We start from the raw sequence: 18,918 nt of genomic DNA, 5'->3' as shown, positions 1-18,918 counted from the left end.
GAAATTGTTATAATTGATGTTTTTTTTTTAATTATGCTGGTAGCACCTCGAGTTCTGAAGGGAATGTTCTGGGCCGGTTATTAAGGTCTTTGTTTAAGAAAAGATTAAAAGCAGGGTCGGCACTTAAATCGCGGCCTTTATTTAATACAGCGCTATTGTTCTGAAGCAGAAAATTGTATTTGATGGGATCTATAAAACCGGGATCAATATTTAACAGATTAAAACTGCCCTCATAGGTTTTTAGCATCGTTTTAATCGCGTTGTTGCTCAGTTCCGTTTCGATAGCTGCAGTGCTTTTTTTATCAACAAGAAACTCTTCAGTTAAGCTTCCCCAAATGATATTATTGACCAGCAGGATTTTTAAATTTTTTGAGGGATAGCCGCTCCCTGCATCAGAGAAATACAGACATGGTGTTCTGCGCGATAACTTTGTATTGTAGCCGGCAAATGTATTTTGTTTGAGGTTATATCTTCCTCCGGAAACACCATACAAAAGATATTGACCGGCATTGTAAAACAGATTGTTAAATGCATCCAATTCAGCATTGTAGCCTGCAAGACCGGCAATGGTCATGTTCTTTATGATGCTATTGGTAAGCACTAGTTTGGGTATGTTATTTGTGGAAAGAGAATCGACAGTGACGCCTATTACTGCATTTTTGATCTGGGTGTAATGGAGTTTTGAATTGGAACTGCTGCTATAAAAATGGATACCATTCCATTGTCCGGGTTCCTCGGCATACATGCCTTCCATTCGGTCTCCCGAAAATAAAACGGGATTGGTGGCTGTGCCGGTCGCTAACAGTTTTCCTTTAATATTCATTCCTGAATTTTCATGAAAAAGCACTTTGGTGCCGGGGAGGATTGTTAGTGTAGTTTGTGGGGCAACCGTTACAGATTTGTAGATGATATAAGGCAGCGCACTATTCCAAGTGGTGTTTGACGTGATGGTTTGGTTGTTTAAAAAAACGGCATTTTGTCCGTAAGCTATAAGTGCAACAGATTGCCGGTTCCCATTTGTATTGAACACAATGGAATCCTGCGCAATAAATGGTTCTGTTTGGTTGTTTGCATCAATGGTAGCCTTTACGTAGATACTGATAGAATCTTTACCGTCAATTTGAAGGTTGGATTTCTGGTTAACAGATTGTCCGTTTATGATGAGGCTAAAATTAGAGCCGGCACCACCACCGAGTTTGATTTCACTGATGTTAACCGTTTTTACATTTGGGTTATAAACCCTAATCCGTTTATTGGTAGATCCTGCAGCGGTAAATACCGTATCGAAGAGGAGGGTGTCGGTAGAAAAAGAGAGCTTTGCTTTAGCATCCGTAGTTATTCCTTCGGATTTACGGCAGGCCGTAAATGCCAGGAAAAGGAACGCAAAAAACAGATGAGACAAACGCATTTAACAAACTTAGATAAATTTATTATGCAAAGACAGCGATGTTTAATTAAGTTCATTCGCTAGTTTTTCCCTTTTTAGGATTTAAGTGGCTGGACCTGATGATTAATTTTGCTGTTTTACGGCGAGCTGACCACAAGCCGCATCAATATCTTTACCGCGGCTGCGTCGGATATTTGTGGTGATGCCCTGGCTTTTCAGGTAATTAGAGAACGCATCGATTTTATCGCCTTCAGCATTCACAAAATCAGCAAACTGAATCGGATTATATTCAATCAGGTTAACCTTGCAGGGAACATGTTTGCAGAACTTTGCAAGTTCCATGGCATCTTCAATTTCATCATTGAAGTGATTAAACACAATGTATTCGTAGGTTACTGCGTTTTTGGTTTTGGAATAATAGTATTTTAATGCTTCTTCAAGCGCTTTTAGGGTATTGTGCTCATTGATAGGCATAATCTCATTGCGCTTTTTATCATTGGCAGCATGTAATGACAGGGCAAGATTGAATTTAACGCCATCATCACCCAATTTTTTTATCATTTTAGAGATGCCTGCTGTAGACACGGTGATTCGCTTGTACGACATATTTAAGCCATCGGGAGCGGTGATCCGCTCTATCGACTTTAATACATTGGCATAATTAAGCAGGGGCTCACCCATACCCATGTAAACGATATTTGTCAATGGGGCATTGTAATTTTGCTTAGCCTGCTGGTCAATTAATACTACCTGGTCATAAATCTCATCAGCATTGAGGTTACGTTTACGATCCATATAGCCTGTTGCACAGAATTTACAGGTTAAGCTGCAGCCAACCTGAGAGCTTACACAAGCGGTCATGCGGTCGTCCATTGGAATTAAAACACCTTCTACAATGTTGCCGTCATATAGCCTGAATGTATTTTTGATGGTATGGTCATTACTGAATTGAGAGTTGTTAACCTCCACTACGTTGATGGCATAATTTTCATCAAGCTTAATTCTAAGCTCTTTGGAAAGATTACTCATCTCTGCAAATGTGCGTGCTGATTTTTCCCAAAGCCATTGGTAAACCTGTTTGGCCCTGTAAGAAGGTTCTTTCATGGCGGTAAAGTGCTGTTGCAGCTGCGCCAGGTCTAATGAACGTATATCAGTTTTCTTTGTAGTAAGCATTTGGTTGCAAAGCTACCTAAAAAATATTCTTTCCCCGTCATTGATAATTCATTTCAACGCGGAGGGTAGCTGAAGCCACCAACTATTAGCGTTTGGGACTTCTGGTTTTTGCAGCCGGGGCACCGGATCTGCCTTTTGTTGGTCTTACCGGTCTTTTGCTTGGTCCGTTGTTTTTGTTCCAGTCAGTACTTGAAGCAGCGGATTTGAAACCTCCGGCAGATTTTGGTGCTGATTTACCTTTGCCACCAGCGTGACGATCTGCTCTGCTTACCGTACCTGACGATGCCTTGCTATTAGGTTTTTTAGGGCCTCCAGGTTTGCCTGAAGATTTTCTTGGAGTTACATTTTCGGATAAATCTTCTTCTGCCCTGGCTTTAGGTTTTTTATTTACTCTTTTAGGAGCGGCACTTTCGGAACTTGATTTTGCAACCATGTTAAATATCTCAGTCTGCTCTGCTGGGGTGAGCTCGCGCCATTCGCCAACAGGAATGCCTTTTATACTGATGTTCATGATCCTAACACGTTCCAGCTTGGTTACTTCAAAACCAAAATGCTCGCACATCCGTCTGATTTGTCGGTTTAGCCCTTGAATCAGTATGATCTTAAATACAAAAGGACTTTCCTGAGTTACTTTACATTTTTTGGTCATTACGCCCAATACCGGTACACCTTTGGCCATGCCGGTTAAAAATGATTCAGTAATAGGTTTATTTACAGTAACTATGTATTCTTTTTCGTGATTGTTACCTGCTCTGAGTATTTTGTTTACCAGGTCGCCGTTATTGGTAAGGAAGATTAAGCCCTGAGAGTCTTTATCCAGACGCCCGATCGGGAATACCCTTTCACTATGATTTACATGGTCAACAATATTGCTTTTCACACCAGCCTCAGTAGTACTGGTAATGCCAACAGGTTTGTTGTAAGCAATAAGAACAGAGTTCTCGACCTCTTTAGGTTCAATAGTCTGTCCGTTAACCGTAACAATGTCTCCAAAGATGACCTTGTCGCCAACCTTAGCCCGTTTGCTGTTGATAAATACATTGCCTTGCTCAATATATCTGTCGGCCGCTCTACGGGAGCATAAACCGCTTTCACTAATGTATTTATTTAATCGGATGCTAGAATCAGACATGGATATTGGAGTTATAAATTGATTTCTTTTTTACAAAGGAATCAATTTATAACCAAATATGCTATCAAAATATTTTTAAGCAACTTATTTTAGGAAGAAAAGCATGGTCATTCTGATAACAAAATGACCCCATTTTAAAATAAAGCAAATCATTTTAAAAATCCATTTCATCAGCACTGGGACCAAAACTTCCTGGAATTGGGATGTTAAGAAGCCTTAAAAACACCCCTAGTTGAGCCCTATGGTGGATAATTTGATTAATACTCATTCGGATTACATCTGCTTTAGGTTCAACACTATAAATCTGTTGTCCATTTCTTAAGGTCCAGTCCTTATCTAAAAGACTTTCGTTTTCTTCTTTAAGCTCAGATCTGCCATCGGCCAGTGAACTTTCAAAATAAGCCAGTAATTCTTCAGTAGTATTTACATCAGCAGGTTGATAAGGGTTATCGGCGAAGTCAAGCTCGTCGGTTTTGATGGCCATTGTAATCCAGGTTGGCAGTTCCGCAATGTGAGTGGCCAGTCGCTTAATGGTCATGCTTTTTTCATGTGGCTGCCATTCAAACTTATCAGTTGGCACTCTTTGCAACATTTTGCGCGTGGTTAAAGCCTCTTGTTCCAGTTCCTTTAAATACATTTTAATTCTGCTCATAACTTTGTTTTTTGTTTTGTAGAACAAAGTAAATGAGAGCAACTGACAACCCTATGGCAGTCTGTTTTGAGAAAGAAAATTTATTTTAATAATTGACTGGAAGGAGCTTCATATACTCACTTAATTGCATGTGCTCGGTTTTTCGGAATGGGATTTCTAAATTTTTTACGGACTCAATTCGGGATACCTTGAAATCACGGTATTCGCAGCGGAGGTGGCACCATGCGATTAAATGCCAGCTGAATGCATAAAATATGAGTCCAATTGGTTCCAGCTCCCTTTTAGTGGTTTGCACTTTGTTGTTTGTATATGCAATTTCTATGATGCACTGCGAGGAAATGGCGTTTTGTAAGGCCGAAAGGTATTCAAATTCATTTTTTATTGAATCGGGCAGTTGCAGTATCATGTTGTTGTTCAGCAGTTCCAGTTTCTCTTTCTGATTGCTGCGCAATACCGCTTTGACCTTATTTAAGGCAGTGGTATAATGTTTAAGAATAGATTGATCGGTGAAGCCGGAAACCAGACGTTCCATAATTAATAAAGCATTGGCTTCTTCAGAATTAAACGATACGGGTGGGAGAAAGTATCCCTGGACAATGAAGTAGCCTTTTGGCTGCTCGAAGCTAATTGGAATTCCCTGTTCAGTAAGTGCTTTAATGTCGCGATAAACGGTACGGATGCTGATCTCAAATTGATCCGAAATTTTGTCGGCTGTAACATATTTTTTTGTCTGAAGTAGGACAAGTATTCCAAAAAGTCTGTCTATCCGATTCATTTATAGGCTTGTTGATGTTTTGCAAATTGATATAAAATAGCTTTAGCGGGTACTAATTTATAGATTTCTGCGCTTATTATCCGTTCTTTGTAGTTATGATTTCTTATATATCTGCGTCTTACGTATTTCCTGTGGTTAGCCCCCCAATAAAAAATGGGGTGATAGGAGTTGAAATTGATGGTACAATAACCAGTGTTTTAACGCCTGAGGAAGCCGGAAAAGAGAAAATAAAGGACATAACCCATTATGAGGGCTTATTGGTGCCGGGATTTGTGAATACACATTGCCATTTGGAATTGTCGCATCTAAAAGGCCAGATAGAAACACGTACCGGGTTATTGGGTTTTGTCCAAGCCATAATGAAATTGAGGACATCTGATGAAGATGCGCTGGATCTGGCCATGCTGAGAGCGGACAGGGAAATGTTTGAGAATGGAATAGTTGCTGTTGGTGATATTTCGAATCAGATCATTTCAAGGGGAACCAAGCTTGGAAGCCCTATTTATTACCATACTTTCCTGGAAGTTATGGGTTTTAATCCCTTAACGGCAAAAGAATCTATAAATCGTGCGCTTGAATTTAAGGAGAAGTTTGATCCCCTTAAGGTCTCAATTGTTCCGCATGCCCCATATTCAGTTTCGGCTGAGTTATTTAAAGAGCTGCGTAGTAATGGTGAAACCAGTAGTGAGCTGCTCAGTATTCATAATCAGGAAACGGAAGATGAAAACCTATTTTTTGAGCGCAAAGAAGGGGGATTTTTGGAATTGTATAAAGTTTTGGGTCTGGATATTGACTTTTATGAAGCCTCTGGTAAAACATCTTTACAAACATTTTTACCACTGTTATCTGGTAAACAGAAAACACTGTTGGTACATAATACTTTTACCTCAAAAGCAGATGTTGAATTTGCAGAAGCATATCATCCTAATTTATATTGGTGCCTTTGCCCGAATGCGAATTTATATATAGAAAACAGACTCCCGGATGTAGATATCCTGAGGACTGCCGGGGTTAAAATTACGCTGGGCACAGATAGTTTAGCCAGTAACAACAGGCTGAGCATATTTGCAGAGATGCAGACCCTGCAAATCAATTTTGGAATTGACTTTGATGATCTTTTAAAATGGGGCACCATTAACGGGGCTGAGTTTTTAGGGGTTGAACAGCGTTACGGTAGTCTGGAGCCGGGAAAAAGGCCGGGCATAAACCTTGTTGATTTTGAAGAGATAAGCGGGATAATAATGCTGGGATCAAGAGTAGAAAGATTGTTTTAAGTTTTATTTAGATAAATGTCTTTTCTTTGCATTTGATGAAGAATAGAATTGCATCTCTTTTTGGTATTCAATATCCAATTATCCAGGCCGGCATGGTTTGGTGTAGTGGATGGAGGTTGGCTTCTGCAGTGTCTAATGCAGGCGGGTTGGGCATTATTGGCGCCGGGTCTATGTATCCTGAGGTGTTGCTGGAGCATATCCAAAAGTGTAAAAAGGCGACGTCAAAGCCATTTGCGGTAAACGTTCCGTTACTTTACCCTAATGTGCAGGAGGTAATGGATATTATCGTTGCTGAACAGGTAAAAGTGGTATTTACATCGGCAGGAAATCCTGCCAGCTGGACGGGGTTTTTAAAAGAAAAGGGAATTACGGTGGCGCATGTTATTGCCAATACAAAATTTGCATTAAAAGCAGAGGCTTGCGGAGTAGATGCCATTGTGGCCGAAGGGTTTGAAGCAGGTGGGCATAATGGAAGAGAAGAAACGACGACAATGTGTTTAGTACCCATGGTTAAAGCTGTGGTTAAAGTTCCGGTGATTGCTGCCGGGGGGATTGGAAGTGGCAGTGCAATGCTTGCGGCTTTTGCATTGGGTGCCGAAGGGGTGCAAATAGGATCGGCATTTGCTGTTGCCGAGGAGTCTTCAGCTCATCCCAGTTTTAAACATAGGATAGTAGAGGCAATGGAGGGAGATACTAAGCTGACGCTGAAAAAACTGGTCCCTGTACGGTTATTGAAAAATGAATTTGCAGACGCAGTAGCCAAAGCAGAGTCGGAAGGTGCAAGTGTTGAGGCATTGAAGCATCTTCTGGGAAAGGCACGCGCTAAACTGGGTATGTTTGAAGGAAATATGGATGAGGGCGAGTTGGAAATAGGCCAGGTATCGGCCATGCTACAAGATATTAAGCCGGCAGCAGTTATACTACACAGTATTTGGTCAGAATTTTTAGAAGAAAAAAATAGGTTAAGCGCATTAGAATTTAGCGATTACCGTTAAAGGTTTAAAGTTTACATGGAAACGAAACATATAGATATTAAAATAACAGGAAAGGTGCAAGGGGTATCTTTCAGAGCTACCACTAAGGCTGTTGCTGATCAGATGGGCATTAGGGGTATGGTAAGGAATGAAAAAGATGGTTCATTATATCTGGAAGCAGAGGGTGATGATACTTTACTTGAAGTTTTTGTAGAATGGTGCAATGAGGGGCCAGACCGAGCCAAAATTGAAAATGTAGCGGTTACACCCGGTGAGGTGAAAAACTATCAGAATTTTGAAATCATTAAGAAGTAGATGTCGGTATTAAAGAAGTTTGCTGGTGATACGGCTATTTATGGCCTCAGTACAATCCTTTCCAGGATGATTGCCTTTGCATTAACGCCCATTTACGCGAGAGCATTGCCGGTTGGTGGCAATGGCATTTTTACGGCCATGTATGGATATGCTGCTATTATTAATCCAATACTGGCTTTTGGGATGGAGACTACCTTTTTCAGGTATCTGCAGAAAAAGAATGATAACAGGCAATTGGTTTATAACAATGCTTTTGGGGCAGTGATCGCCATCTCTATTGTATTTTTGTTGTTCTCCTTACTTTTTTTAAACAGCATTATCGATTTTATGCAGACTGGAGATGTTAAAGATCATGCAGATTATGCTTTCTATGTAAAGTGTTTCCTGACGATCCTGATAACGGATGCCTTTTGTGTAATTCCTTTTGCGAAGATTCGTGCCGAAGGTAGGCCGATAAGGTTTGGAACAATAAAGTGTTTGAATATTTTTATCGTTGTGTTCTTTAATGTGTTCTTCCTATTTCTCATTCCGATGATCATTAGCCACAAGCTGCCTGGGGGGGAATGGATGGCAAGTTGGTACAGACCCAAATGGGTAGGTTATGTATTTTTATCGAACGTGATTGCGAGCGTGTGTACCATATTTTTACTATTACCAGAGATTTTGCAGCTCAAGCTGAAGTTTGACCTGGGCATGTTTAGAGAAATGTTTGTATACAGCTGGCCAGTACTGATCGCCAACATTTCCTTTATCATTAACGAAGCACTAGATAAGGCCATGCTTAAGCATATGCTGCCTGCCAGCATCAGTGATCAGGAAGTGGGCATCTACGGTTTATGTGCAAAAATTGCATTATTCCTGAGCATATTTGTACAGGCCTTTAGGTTGGGAGCAGAGCCCTTCTTTTTCAATCATTCAAAAAATAAAAATGCTAAAGAGACCTACGCGCGGATTATGAATTATTTTGTAATTACGGTGGTGATTATAGCAGTGGCACTGGTGGCCAACGTAAATATTCTGGCTACGATAATTGTAGGGCCGGAAACTCGCGTAGTTAACAATCATGTGGTTCAAAACATCTATTGGTCTGGACTGGGAGTAGTCCCCCCATTGGTATTTGGTTACCTTAGTTTGGGTATTTATATGAACTTGTCGGTTTGGTACAAATTGTCTGACCAGACCAAATATGGTTTGTACATATCAGGTATCGGTGCGGTGCTGACTATCGTATTGAACTGGATCTTTATTCCAAAATATAGCTATATGGCATCAGCCTGGATTTCATTTGTCGCTTATGCAGGTATGATGGTAATGTCCTATCTATGGGGACAGCGTAATTATCCCATTCCTTATCAAATAAAAAAGAATTTAGCTTATATTGTTGCCGCCATAGTAATCGTTTTTATCTCATTTAGTGTGTTTAACAGGAACATGTTTATCGGTAATGGGTTGCTGATATTGTTTGCTTTGGCTGCATTTTATGCGGAGAAAAAAGAACTGATGGCGCTATTAAAAAAGAACTAAAAATGAACATAAACATTATAAACAATTCCGGACATCCATTGCCTCAATATGAAACTGAACATGCTGCAGGTATGGATATTCGCGCTTTTATAGAAACTGATATTACGATTAAACCTTTACAACGTATTTTGATTCCAACAGGTTTACATATTGAACTTCCTGTAGGTTATGAAGCGCAGATACGCCCACGTAGTGGCCTCGCTTATAAACATGGAATCAGTATTGTGAATTCGCCGGGTACTATTGACGCAGATTATCGCGGTGAACTGAAAGTGTTGTTGGTTAATCTGTCTGATACAGATTTTGTGGTGAATGATGGTGATAGAATAGCCCAAATGGTTATTGCAAAACATGAAAAGGTAAGCTGGAAATCGGTAGGCGAGTTGAGCGATACAACGCGTGGAGCTGGTGGTTACGGGCATACAGGCAAATAATTTGTTATGAGAAGAGGTAAGTGGTTTTTAATGATATTGCTTACTGGCAGCACATCGGTGTTTGCCCAGGAACCTGTGGTTTCTGCAACGGACAGCATGGCTATAAAAACACTCTTCTTTGCAGGTTTAAAGGAAAAGCTAAATGAAAATTATCCGAAGGCAGCTGAGAACTTTGATAAGTTGTTGAAGATCGATCCTGACAATTCTGCTGCTTATTTTGAGATTGCTACGTTGAATTTCAGACAAAATAAACTGATGGAATCAGAAATGGCCATTAAAAAGGCTACTGCGCTGAGTCCTAATAACATTTGGTTCTGGAAATTATTGGCAGAGCTTTATAAGCGAAAAGGAGATATGGATAATCTGGTTGGCGTTTTTGATAAGTTAATTGCGCTTTCTCCTGATGAAGACTCTTATTACTTTGATAAATCCAATGCTTTGCTTCTAGCGGGTAAAGAAGACGCCGCTTTGAAAGGGTATGATGTACTGGAAAAGAAGTTCGGACCTTCAGATGCTTTAACCGAAGCCAGGCAGCGCGCGAGTATGGGGAAAGATGACGGGCTTGATAAGAAAGAAGTTGAGAAGATCCTAGCTGAAAATGTAAAGGATGTTAAGGGCTTGCTATATACAAGTGGGGTATTGATACAAAAAAACCAGAACGCTGAAGCTTTGGCAGTACTTAAGAAAGCAAAAGAACTGGAACCGGATAATTTTGAGGTGGATCTGGCGATGGCTGATGTTTATAGTGCCTTAAAGAATAATACAGAAGCACAGATATCTCTAAAAAAGGCTTTTGGAAACACTATGATGCCTGTTGACCAAAAAGTTAAAATTGTAGTGATGCTTTTGGGTGGCAAGAAGGATCAGTTAAGGGTGGATGCTGCTGCTGAACTGGCAATGATTGCAACGAAGGTTCATACGGATGATCCTAAAGTTTTTGCTTTATACGGTGATGTACTTTATCAGCAAGGAGATCTGCAGGGCGCATTGACACAGTTCCAATCTGTATTAAAGATGACCGATCAGCTCTATGCAGTATGGGAACAGATGTTGAATATACAGACTTCGCTTGGTTTATATAAGGATGCAATCAAAACTGCTGATGATGCTTTGTCGGTTTATCCGAATCAAGCTATTTTATATTATTACATGGCATTGGCCCTTCAAAATGACAACCAAAATGCATTGGCGTTAACAAATATCAAAACAGCATTGCAACTGGATGCAGAAAATCCGTTATATATAGAGTACTATGGTGATGTTTTATTTCTGAAGGGTGATAAAGATTTGGGATTGGCACAGTGGAAGAAGGCCAAAAGCGCCGGAAGTAATTCAGAGAAGTTAAATAAGAAGATTAATGAGAAGAAATATATTCAATAGCTTGCTGTTTGTTGCTCTTGTTTCGGTGGGAATGGCTTGTAAAACCAAGAAAGCCATTGTTAAGCCGCCAAAGGTAGTGGAAACTCCGGCTGACAACAAGAGATCAGAAACGATAACGGTGCTAAAAGCGAAGGATATTTCTTTTAGTACGCTTTCGCTTAAAGCAAAGGCTAGTCTTGATATCAATGGGAACACAAATAATGTGAACATGAACATCAGGATAGAGAAAAATAAAAAAATCTGGGTAAGTATTACCGCTTTAGGTATCGAAGTGGCAAGGGCATTAATTACTCCGGATAGTATTAAGGTCAGAAATAATTTACAGGGGGTTTATTTAAAGAAGCCTTTTAATTACGTACATACTTATACCAATAAACAGGTTAATTTTGAGCTGTTACAAGCTATTTTCTCTGGAAATACGGTTAAAGATTTCTTTAGAGATGAGACACTGGTAGCACAGGAAAACGGCGTTTGGACCCTTAGTGGCGTAAATGAAGGCCTGGCTTACAGAGTGATTTTTAATACCTTGTTAAAGGTTAATGAAAACAATTTAAATGATATTGCTTCCGGAAGATCTTTGCGGGTTGTTTACGGGGAATATCAGAATATTAATGGCGCTCTTTTTCCCACTAATCTGAAAATTAACTCTATGGCCGGGGATAAAAGAATTAATATCAATTTGGACTTTTCGAAAATTGAAAGCAATCTTGCTCTTGAATTTCCGTTTAATGTTCCAAATAAGTATGAGGTAATAAACTGATTTTTTATACTTTTGATGCAATGAAGCTAAACAAATTACTTTTACTCCTCTTATTTTTACTATCTGCCTCTGTTGTTTTCGGACAAAGTAGTGCAGAGTTGAAAAGAAAAAAAGAAGCCATACAGCGCGAAATTGATTTGTTGCAGAAAAATGCAAATAAAGCAGCAAAGAACAAAAAGCTTACTTTAAGCCAGATCAATGCACTAAATGCCAAAATTGGCTTAATGCAAAGCAAAATCTCTGTGATCAATTCGGAGATGAAAAATCTTGACAATCAGATTCATGAAAACACGAACGTTGTTCATAATTTAAAAGGACAGCTCGGGCAGCTTAAAAAAGAATATGCAAGTATGATCAGGTTTGCGCAAAGGAACAGGAACTCTTATGATAAGATGATGTTCATTTTTGCGGCAAGTGACTTTAATCAGGCATATAAGCGGATTAAGTATTTACAGCAGTTTGGCCAGTACCGTAAAAAACAGGCCGACTATATACAGGGTAAGCAGAAGGATCTTAATTATAAGATCGTGATTTTAGATAGAAACCTTAAGGAGAAGAGCAATCTTTTGCATGAACAGGAGCAGGAGAAAAATAAGCTTGGCAAGAATAAAAGTGAACAATCTCAGGTACTGAATAAGTTTAGCAGGGAAGAGAAGCAGTATAGACAAGACATCGCAACCCGGAAAAAAATATCTGCCCAGCTGGATAGAAATATCCGCGCAGCAATTGCAAGGGAGATAGAGAAAGCAAGAAGAGAGGCAGAAGAGGCGCGTTTGGCCGCTGAAAGAGCTGCCGCCGCCAAGGCAAAAGCAGAAAATAAACCTGCTCCAACTGCCGCTGCGCCAAAAGCAAAAACAAACAGCGGATATCTGACGGCAACACCGGAAGCTGCAAGGCTATCATCACAATTTGAAAGTAACCGTGGCTCACTGCCATGGCCTGTTGCTACCGGTTCAATTACGGAACGTTTTGGAAGACATATGGAAGGGCAGGCATCTTATACCAACGATGGTGTAAATATTGAAACTGCTGAAGGAGCTGCTGTACGTGCGGTATTTAATGGTAAGGTTACTACGGTTATGGAGCAATATGGTAGGTATTTTGTGCTGATTAAACATGGTGAATATTTCACGGTTTACCAGAACCTGAAGTCGGTAAGTGTATCTAAAGACCAGGAAGTGACTACAAAACAGACAATAGGTACTGTGGGTACAACCGAAGGTACACCTCAGCTGCAATTCCAGATCAGAAGAGGGATGGCAGCGCAGAATCCTGAAGCATGGATAGCAAAATAGGATATTGTGGATTATAAATGTTTATATTTGTATTAATTAATTATAAATCAGTAAGAAAATGTATAGAGGGACGTTAATAGAATTCCTGAACATGGGTGGCGGCGAGATTATGCTCATCCTGGCGGTGGTACTTTTGTTATTTGGAGGTAAAAAATTACCGGAACTAGCAAGAGGTTTGGGGAAAGGAATCAGAGATTTTAAAGATGCCTCAGAAGGGGTTAAAAGAGAAATCCATCGTAACATAAATTCCGTAGGTATTGTTGATGATATCGAATCGGTTATTAATGACACCAATGCCAATCGTCATCATCCTTCTGAAACTACTCCGGAGCCACAAGCACAGGCTGTAGAGGAGAGCAGGGGTTCATCGGATTTTGAAAAGCAGGACCTTGTTGCTGCGAATAACGATACAGAGAACACAAAAATAGAAACAGATAAAACTAAACTTTAACTAAAATATCATGTTAAACACAACGATATCAGCCGCGTTAGGTGGCATGGAAATAGCCGTTATTCTTGTAATAGTACTTTTGCTTTTTGGAGGTAGAAAGATCCCGGAACTAATGAAAGGTCTGGGAAAAGGCATTAAAGAATTTAAAGATGGTAAAGACGGAGTTGATGATAATGAACCGGTTGAAAGAAACCGCACCAACAAACCGTTATAGGTTTTAGAACCTAATTTTTAATCTTAATGTATTCTTGAATTTGAAGAAGTATAGCTCCTTAACAGAGATACAAACTCTTATTGGTCAAAAAAAGCTCAGCTTACCTGAGTTGTTAGATTATTATTTTAAGCAAATAGAAGCTCATCAACACCTCAATGCATTCAATGAGGTGTTTTTTTATTCGGCTTCTGAGCAGGCGAAGCTTGTACAGAAAAAAATCGATAATGGAACTGCGGGTAAGCTTGCGGGGATGGTAATTGGTATAAAAGATAATATATCTTATAAAGACCATATGGTTACTGCTTCTTCCAGGATGCTTGAAGGTTTTGTATCTCCCTACTCTGCTACCGTTGTGGAAAGACTGATCAGTGAAGATGCTGTTATTATTGGCAGGTTAAATTGTGATGAATTTGCTATGGGCGGGTCTAATGAAACCTCTTATTATGGTCCGGTAAGTAATGCTGCAGATACTGAAAGGGTTTCGGGAGGATCATCAGGAGGATCGGCAGTTGCAGTTCAGGCAGATTTGTGCCTGTCGGCCTTAGGCACTGATACCGGAGGCTCTGTTAGACAGCCAGCTGCTTTTTGCGGATGTATTGGTTTTAAGCCAACTTACGGCCGTATATCGAGATATGGTGTAATTGCTTATGCTTCATCATTTGATCAGGTAGGTACCATTACATCTTCAGTTAGTGATGCGGCAGTATTGTTAGAGGTTTTGGCCGGAGCTGACGATTATGATAGCACCGTTTCTAAAAAAGAAGTACCTGCTTATGCTGCAGCCCTGGGCAATGGGACCAAAAAGAAAATTGCAGTGATCAGGGAAACCCTGGAAAGCGAAGCACTGGATCCTGCAATTAAGGATTCGATATTGAAAGCCATTGAGCGATTTAAAGCTCAGGGGCATACGGTAGATTATGTGTCGTTCGATTTGCTGGACTATCTGGTGCCGGCCTATTATGTGCTTACTACGGCGGAGGCTTCATCTAATTTATCCCGGTATGATGGCGTGCATTATGGTCACCGTAACCTGGAAGCCGGGAGTTTAAATGAACTCTATAAAAAATCAAGAGCAGAGGGTTTTGGGGAAGAGGTGAAAAGAAGGATATTGTTGGGAACCTTTGTTTTAAGTGCCGGATATTATGATGCATATTATCAAAAAGCACAGCAGGTAAGAAGGTTGATCAGGGAGAAAATGGAAGAGATGCTTAAGGAGTTTGATGTGATTTTAACTCCTGTAACGCCAACACCAGCTTTTAAAATTGGTGATAATATAGATGACCCATTGGTGATGTACATGGCAGATATATTTACTGTATTGGCCTCTTTAACCGGGATTCCGGCGGTAGCAATACCTTTGGGCAATAATGATGATGGTTTGCCGTTAAGTATTCAATTGATGACCAAACATTTTAGGGAGGAAGAACTACTTTCCTTGTCCCAAACATTTTTAAATGATAGTTTAAACTAAGGAGGTTTTTTTAGAAAAGCCTTGGAAGCAGAATGAAATGCCTATGAAAATAAAAGTACACTTCGTATCCTATTGCATTTTAGCATTAATTAGCTTTTCAGCATCAGCCCAACAACATGGCTTAATTTTGAATGACACAGCTTCAGTACCTGAGGTTGATGAAACGCCCCTGTTTAATAACTATAATTACAACTACAAGAACAGATTAGATTCTATTGAGAAGACTGTTCCGCTTACTTACAATGAATACGTACAGAAGTACATAGACATCTATAGCGGAAGGAAGGAAATGATGGGCAGAATGCTGGGCATGTCTGACTACTATTTTCCGATTTTTGAAAGAGCACTTAAAAGCCTTAACATCCCGGAGGAGATCAAATACCTGCCGATCATAGAATCATCTATGAACCCACATGCAGTTTCACGAGTTGGTGCTACCGGATTATGGCAATTTATGTTTGGTACTGCCAGAGAGTATGGCTTAAATATGGATAATTTTGTTGACGACCGAAAGGATCCTATACAGGCAAGTTATGCTGCGGCAGCCTATTTCAGAGATGCCTATGAAGAGTTGGGGGACTGGCTTCTGGCAATTGCCGCTTATAATTGTGGAATGGGAAATGTGAAGCGGGCCATGCAGAAAGCCAACTCCACTGATTTCTGGGAGCTTAGAAGATTTTTGCCAACCGAAACAAGAAATTATGTGCCTGCGTTTATTGCTGCTGTGTATGTAATGAAGTGTTCAGATAAACACCATATTAGTTCACAGCGACCATCTTATATCAAGATTACAGATACTATTCAGGTTAATCGTTTTATTTCTATCCCTACTTTAGCTAGCGCTTTGAATATGGATGAAGAGGAGCTTTGCACGTTAAATCCTTCTTACAAGAAGAAGATCGTTAACGGAACAGAATCGATGCCGAAGCGTGTGATTGTTCCAAAAGTGAGCCTGGCTAACTTTGCCAGAATCTACGAGGTGCTGAACCCTGAGACAGAAACCAACATGAAAGTGGTACTGGCTTCAAATGAAGAGCGTCGACCGGTAAGGAATGCGAAATCAACACCGGTCTTTTTCTATCATAAAGTTAAACCCGGACAAAATTTGGGAGAGATTGCCAATAAATATCATGTTGAAGTTCAGGATCTTAAAGTCTGGAATAAATTAAGAAGTTTAACGATTGTTCCGGGACAGAAAATAAAAGTGTATAGTGCACATACCGATGATGACACCCCCCGTCGACTGAAAAGCTAGCGTTCAGTTTGTTTATTTTCCTGTTCATTTTGTTCATAATTGCATTTAAACACGCGAAATCCGTAATTTAATTGCCTTTTTTTTATTTTAAGCCCTAATAAAAGAATTGTAACTTTGACCCTTTACAATTGACAATTTTATGACTAAAATAAACAGGAAGCAGGATGCTTTAGATTACCATTCGCAGGGGCGCCCTGGGAAAATTCAGGTTATCCCAACAAAACCAACAAACTCTCAAAGAGACCTGGCGCTTGCCTATTCACCTGGGGTTGCAGAGCCATGTTTAAAGATTGCTGAAAATACTGAAGACGTTTATAAATATACAGCTAAGGGGAATTTAGTGGCTGTGATTAGTAATGGTACTGCTGTATTGGGCTTAGGTAATATTGGACCGGAAGCAGGAAAACCTGTAATGGAAGGAAAGGGTCTCCTTTTTAAAATATTTGCTGATATTGATGTTTTTGATCTAGAACTGGACACTACTAATGTGGATGATTTTGTTAAGATCGTAAAAGCCCTTGAGCCTACTTTTGGTGGCATAAATTTAGAAGATATTAAGGCACCTGAGTGCTTCGAAATAGAGCGTCGTTTAAAGGAAGAAATGAAGATTCCGGTTATGCACGATGATCAGCATGGAACTGCTATTATTTCGGCGGCGGCATTGCTAAATGCCTGCGAGCTGCAAAAAAAGAAAATGGATAAGGTTAAGATAGTAGTGAATGGGGCAGGTGCTGCTGCCATTTCCTGCTCACGCTTATATGTTTCTTTAGGTGCTAAAAAAGAGAATATTGTGATGTGTGACCGCTCTGGTGTGATCCGTGATACACGTGAGAACCTTGATGCAATCAAAGCTGAATTTGCAACTTCCAGAAATTTAGATACACTGGCGGAGGCAATGAAGGATAGTGATGTGTTCATTGGCTTATCATCTGCTAATTGTGTAACAGAAGATATGCTGAAATCAATGTCAAAAAATCCTATCGTGTTTGCTATGGCAAATCCAGACCCGGAAATTGCTTATGAGCTGGCACTCAATTCCCGTAAGGATATCATTATGGCTACCGGCCGTTCTGACTATCCTAACCAGGTGAACAATGTTTTGGGATTCCCATATATTTTTAGAGGCGCGCTTGACGTGAGGGCTACTGCTATTAACGAGCCCATGAAGATCGCTGCAGTAAAAGCAATTGCCGAGCTGGCTAAAAAACCAGTACCTGAGGCGGTTAATATGGCTTACAATGAAACCAACATTAAGTTCGGTAAAGATTATATTATTCCAAAACCAATGGATCTTCGTTTAATGACGAATGTATCTACTGCAGTTGCTAAAGCAGCAATTGACTCGGGTGTGGCGCGTAAGGTGATCACCGATTGGGAGGCTTATACTGAGGAATTGAAACATCGATTGGGTGGTGATGATGCAATTATGCGTGCAATTACAAATAAGGCTAAATCTGATCCTAAGCGCGTTGTATTTGCTGAAGCTGACAACTATAAAATATTAAAAGCTGCCCAAATTGTAAAAGATGAGAATATAGCTATTCCGATTCTGCTTGGAAACAAGGAAATCATTAAGAAAATAATTGAGGAAAATGCACTGGAATTAGAGGGCGTTACCATAATTGACCCTTTTGAAGAGCAGCAGCGCATGAGCAAGTATGCGAACTCATTATATGAGAAGAGACAAAGAAGAGGGGTGACTTTAATTGAGGCTACCAAATTTCTGCGTGACCGGAATTATTTTGGTGCTTCTATGGTTGAGTTTGGAGAAGCTGATGCAATGATTTCTGGTTTGACTAAGAATTATGTGTCGACAATTAAGCCAGCTTTGCAGGTTATTGGTACAGAAGAGGGTGTAAACCGTGTTGCAGGCATGTACATGATGATGACCAAAAAGGGACCTGTATTTTTCGGAGATACGACTGTTAATGTTGATCCTACTGCAGAAGAATTGGTAGATTTAACTTTGCTTTTAGAAAGATCTGTAAGTAAATTTAACATACAGCCAAGGGTGGCATTACTTTCATACTCTAACTTTGGCTCTAATGAAGGTATTGTACCGGAAAAGGTTAGGAAAGCTGTAAAGATACTACACGAGAAATATCCACATATTATGGTGGACGGTGAGATGCAGGGGAACTTTGCCATTAATAATGAGATGTTAAAAGACAATTTCCCTTTTAGCAGGTTAATAGGCGCTCCAGCCAATACACTGGTTTTTCCTAATCTGGAATCTGGTAATATTGCTTATAAGTTATTACAGGAACTTGGAGAAGCGGAAGCCGTTGGCCCGATCTTGCTGGGTCTGAAAAAACCGGTACATATTGTACAGCTTGGCAGTTCAGTGAGAGAAATTGTAAACATGGTAACCATTGCAGTTTTAGATGTACAGGCTAAAGAACAAGAAGCAAAACCGAAAAAAGGTCTATTAAAAAGAATTTCAAAAAGATAA

Annotated in this window: 18 protein-coding genes; 13 read left to right on the top strand and 5 right to left on the bottom strand. The window is 40.0% G+C overall.

Annotation, left to right across the window (positions count from 1 at the left end; translation table 11 throughout):
* Positions 1 to 31 precede the first annotated feature (31 nt).
* From HQN86_RS16125 to HQN86_RS16105, 5 genes are all read right to left on the bottom strand, one after another.
* A complete protein-coding gene (locus tag HQN86_RS16125; protein WP_172661957.1) occupies positions 32 to 1,408 on the bottom strand; it encodes a hypothetical protein in 1,377 nt (458 codons plus the stop codon).
* Positions 1,409 to 1,510: 102 nt separating this feature from the next.
* The gene (gene rlmN, locus HQN86_RS16120; protein ID WP_172661956.1) at positions 1,511 to 2,560 is read right to left on the bottom strand and encodes a 23S rRNA (adenine(2503)-C(2))-methyltransferase RlmN; all 1,050 of its coding nucleotides are present in this window, start codon (positions 2,558 to 2,560) and stop codon (positions 1,511 to 1,513) included.
* 85 nt (positions 2,561 to 2,645) lie between these two features.
* On the bottom strand, positions 2,646 to 3,692 hold the full coding sequence (rluF, locus tag HQN86_RS16115; protein WP_172661955.1) for a 23S rRNA pseudouridine(2604) synthase RluF: 1,047 nt from the start codon (positions 3,690 to 3,692) through the stop codon (positions 2,646 to 2,648).
* A 154-nt stretch (positions 3,693 to 3,846) separates the two neighbouring features.
* Entirely contained in the window at positions 3,847 to 4,344 is a 498-nt protein-coding gene (locus HQN86_RS16110) for a DinB family protein (protein ID WP_172661954.1), read from the bottom strand.
* Positions 4,345 to 4,429: 85 nt separating this feature from the next.
* Entirely contained in the window at positions 4,430 to 5,119 is a 690-nt protein-coding gene (locus tag HQN86_RS16105; RefSeq protein ID WP_172661953.1) for a helix-turn-helix transcriptional regulator, read from the bottom strand.
* Between the two features lie 95 nt (positions 5,120 to 5,214).
* On the opposite strand from HQN86_RS16105, the gene HQN86_RS16100 reads away from it, so the two are divergent.
* The 13 genes from HQN86_RS16100 (at position 5,215) to HQN86_RS16040 (ending at position 18,918) form a co-directional block, all read left to right on the top strand.
* Positions 5,215 to 6,393, top strand: coding sequence for an amidohydrolase family protein (locus HQN86_RS16100; RefSeq protein ID WP_172661952.1), 1,179 nt, complete (start codon positions 5,215 to 5,217; stop codon positions 6,391 to 6,393).
* Between the two features lie 35 nt (positions 6,394 to 6,428).
* Complete coding sequence (locus tag HQN86_RS16095; protein WP_172661951.1) at positions 6,429 to 7,388, top strand: NAD(P)H-dependent flavin oxidoreductase; 960 nt, start codon at positions 6,429 to 6,431, stop codon at positions 7,386 to 7,388.
* 15 nt (positions 7,389 to 7,403) lie between these two features.
* Positions 7,404 to 7,682, top strand: a complete 279-nt coding sequence (locus HQN86_RS16090) for an acylphosphatase (RefSeq protein ID WP_172661950.1) — start codon at positions 7,404 to 7,406, stop codon at positions 7,680 to 7,682.
* A complete protein-coding gene (locus tag HQN86_RS16085) occupies positions 7,683 to 9,206 on the top strand; it encodes an oligosaccharide flippase family protein (RefSeq protein ID WP_172661949.1) in 1,524 nt (507 codons plus the stop codon).
* A 2-nt stretch (positions 9,207 to 9,208) separates the two neighbouring features.
* The gene (dut, locus tag HQN86_RS16080) at positions 9,209 to 9,640 is read left to right on the top strand and encodes a dUTP diphosphatase (RefSeq protein WP_172661948.1); all 432 of its coding nucleotides are present in this window, start codon (positions 9,209 to 9,211) and stop codon (positions 9,638 to 9,640) included.
* Positions 9,641 to 9,646: 6 nt separating this feature from the next.
* Positions 9,647 to 11,020, top strand: coding sequence for a tetratricopeptide repeat protein (locus tag HQN86_RS16075; protein ID WP_172661947.1), 1,374 nt, complete (start codon positions 9,647 to 9,649; stop codon positions 11,018 to 11,020).
* The gene (locus tag HQN86_RS16070) at positions 10,998 to 11,780 is read left to right on the top strand and encodes a DUF4292 domain-containing protein (protein WP_172661946.1); all 783 of its coding nucleotides are present in this window, start codon (positions 10,998 to 11,000) and stop codon (positions 11,778 to 11,780) included. The genes HQN86_RS16075 and HQN86_RS16070 overlap by 23 nt, the downstream gene beginning before the upstream one ends.
* Before the next feature lie 20 nt (positions 11,781 to 11,800).
* Positions 11,801 to 13,075, top strand: coding sequence for a murein hydrolase activator EnvC family protein (locus HQN86_RS16065; RefSeq protein WP_172661945.1), 1,275 nt, complete (start codon positions 11,801 to 11,803; stop codon positions 13,073 to 13,075).
* Positions 13,076 to 13,133: 58 nt separating this feature from the next.
* Positions 13,134 to 13,526: a Sec-independent protein translocase subunit TatA/TatB gene (locus tag HQN86_RS16060; protein ID WP_172661944.1), complete on the top strand. Its 393-nt coding sequence runs from the start codon at positions 13,134 to 13,136 to the stop codon at positions 13,524 to 13,526.
* A gap of 10 nt (positions 13,527 to 13,536) precedes the next feature.
* Complete coding sequence (locus tag HQN86_RS16055) at positions 13,537 to 13,740, top strand: Sec-independent protein translocase subunit TatA/TatB (protein WP_048903583.1); 204 nt, start codon at positions 13,537 to 13,539, stop codon at positions 13,738 to 13,740.
* Between the two features lie 40 nt (positions 13,741 to 13,780).
* Positions 13,781 to 15,211: an Asp-tRNA(Asn)/Glu-tRNA(Gln) amidotransferase subunit GatA gene (gatA, locus tag HQN86_RS16050; RefSeq protein ID WP_172662415.1), complete on the top strand. Its 1,431-nt coding sequence runs from the start codon at positions 13,781 to 13,783 to the stop codon at positions 15,209 to 15,211.
* A gap of 43 nt (positions 15,212 to 15,254) precedes the next feature.
* Positions 15,255 to 16,466: a lytic transglycosylase domain-containing protein gene (locus tag HQN86_RS16045; protein WP_172661943.1), complete on the top strand. Its 1,212-nt coding sequence runs from the start codon at positions 15,255 to 15,257 to the stop codon at positions 16,464 to 16,466.
* A gap of 139 nt (positions 16,467 to 16,605) precedes the next feature.
* A complete protein-coding gene (locus HQN86_RS16040) occupies positions 16,606 to 18,918 on the top strand; it encodes an NADP-dependent malic enzyme (RefSeq protein ID WP_172661942.1) in 2,313 nt (770 codons plus the stop codon).

Source organism: Pedobacter panaciterrae (assembly GCF_013204795.1).
Lineage (GTDB): Bacteria > Bacteroidota > Bacteroidia > Sphingobacteriales > Sphingobacteriaceae > Pedobacter > Pedobacter panaciterrae.
Note: the sequence above shows the minus strand (reverse complement) of the source record. Positions and strands in the feature narration are given on the sequence as shown.

Bases quoted from the DNA above. Each gene is read 5' to 3' on its own strand.
- HQN86_RS16045 (WP_172661943.1), top strand. From the start codon at position 15,255: ATGAAAATAAAAGTACACTTCGTATCCTATTGCATTTTAGCATTAATT.
- HQN86_RS16100 (WP_172661952.1), top strand. From the start codon at position 5,215: ATGATTTCTTATATATCTGCGTCTTACGTATTTCCTGTGGTTAGCCCC.
- HQN86_RS16040 (WP_172661942.1), top strand. From the start codon at position 16,606: ATGACTAAAATAAACAGGAAGCAGGATGCTTTAGATTACCATTCGCAG.
- HQN86_RS16085 (WP_172661949.1), top strand. From the start codon at position 7,683: ATGTCGGTATTAAAGAAGTTTGCTGGTGATACGGCTATTTATGGCCTC.
- HQN86_RS16055 (WP_048903583.1), top strand. From the start codon at position 13,537: ATGTTAAACACAACGATATCAGCCGCGTTAGGTGGCATGGAAATAGCC.
- HQN86_RS16070 (WP_172661946.1), top strand. From the start codon at position 10,998: ATGAGAAGAAATATATTCAATAGCTTGCTGTTTGTTGCTCTTGTTTCG.
- HQN86_RS16095 (WP_172661951.1), top strand. From the start codon at position 6,429: ATGAAGAATAGAATTGCATCTCTTTTTGGTATTCAATATCCAATTATC.
- rlmN (WP_172661956.1), bottom strand. From the start codon at position 2,560: ATGCTTACTACAAAGAAAACTGATATACGTTCATTAGACCTGGCGCAG.
- HQN86_RS16060 (WP_172661944.1), top strand. From the start codon at position 13,134: ATGTATAGAGGGACGTTAATAGAATTCCTGAACATGGGTGGCGGCGAG.
- HQN86_RS16110 (WP_172661954.1), bottom strand. From the start codon at position 4,344: ATGAGCAGAATTAAAATGTATTTAAAGGAACTGGAACAAGAGGCTTTA.
- HQN86_RS16125 (WP_172661957.1), bottom strand. From the start codon at position 1,408: ATGCGTTTGTCTCATCTGTTTTTTGCGTTCCTTTTCCTGGCATTTACG.
- HQN86_RS16075 (WP_172661947.1), top strand. From the start codon at position 9,647: ATGAGAAGAGGTAAGTGGTTTTTAATGATATTGCTTACTGGCAGCACA.
- HQN86_RS16090 (WP_172661950.1), top strand. From the start codon at position 7,404: ATGGAAACGAAACATATAGATATTAAAATAACAGGAAAGGTGCAAGGG.
- dut (WP_172661948.1), top strand. From the start codon at position 9,209: ATGAACATAAACATTATAAACAATTCCGGACATCCATTGCCTCAATAT.
- HQN86_RS16105 (WP_172661953.1), bottom strand. From the start codon at position 5,119: ATGAATCGGATAGACAGACTTTTTGGAATACTTGTCCTACTTCAGACA.
- HQN86_RS16065 (WP_172661945.1), top strand. From the start codon at position 11,801: ATGAAGCTAAACAAATTACTTTTACTCCTCTTATTTTTACTATCTGCC.
- rluF (WP_172661955.1), bottom strand. From the start codon at position 3,692: ATGTCTGATTCTAGCATCCGATTAAATAAATACATTAGTGAAAGCGGT.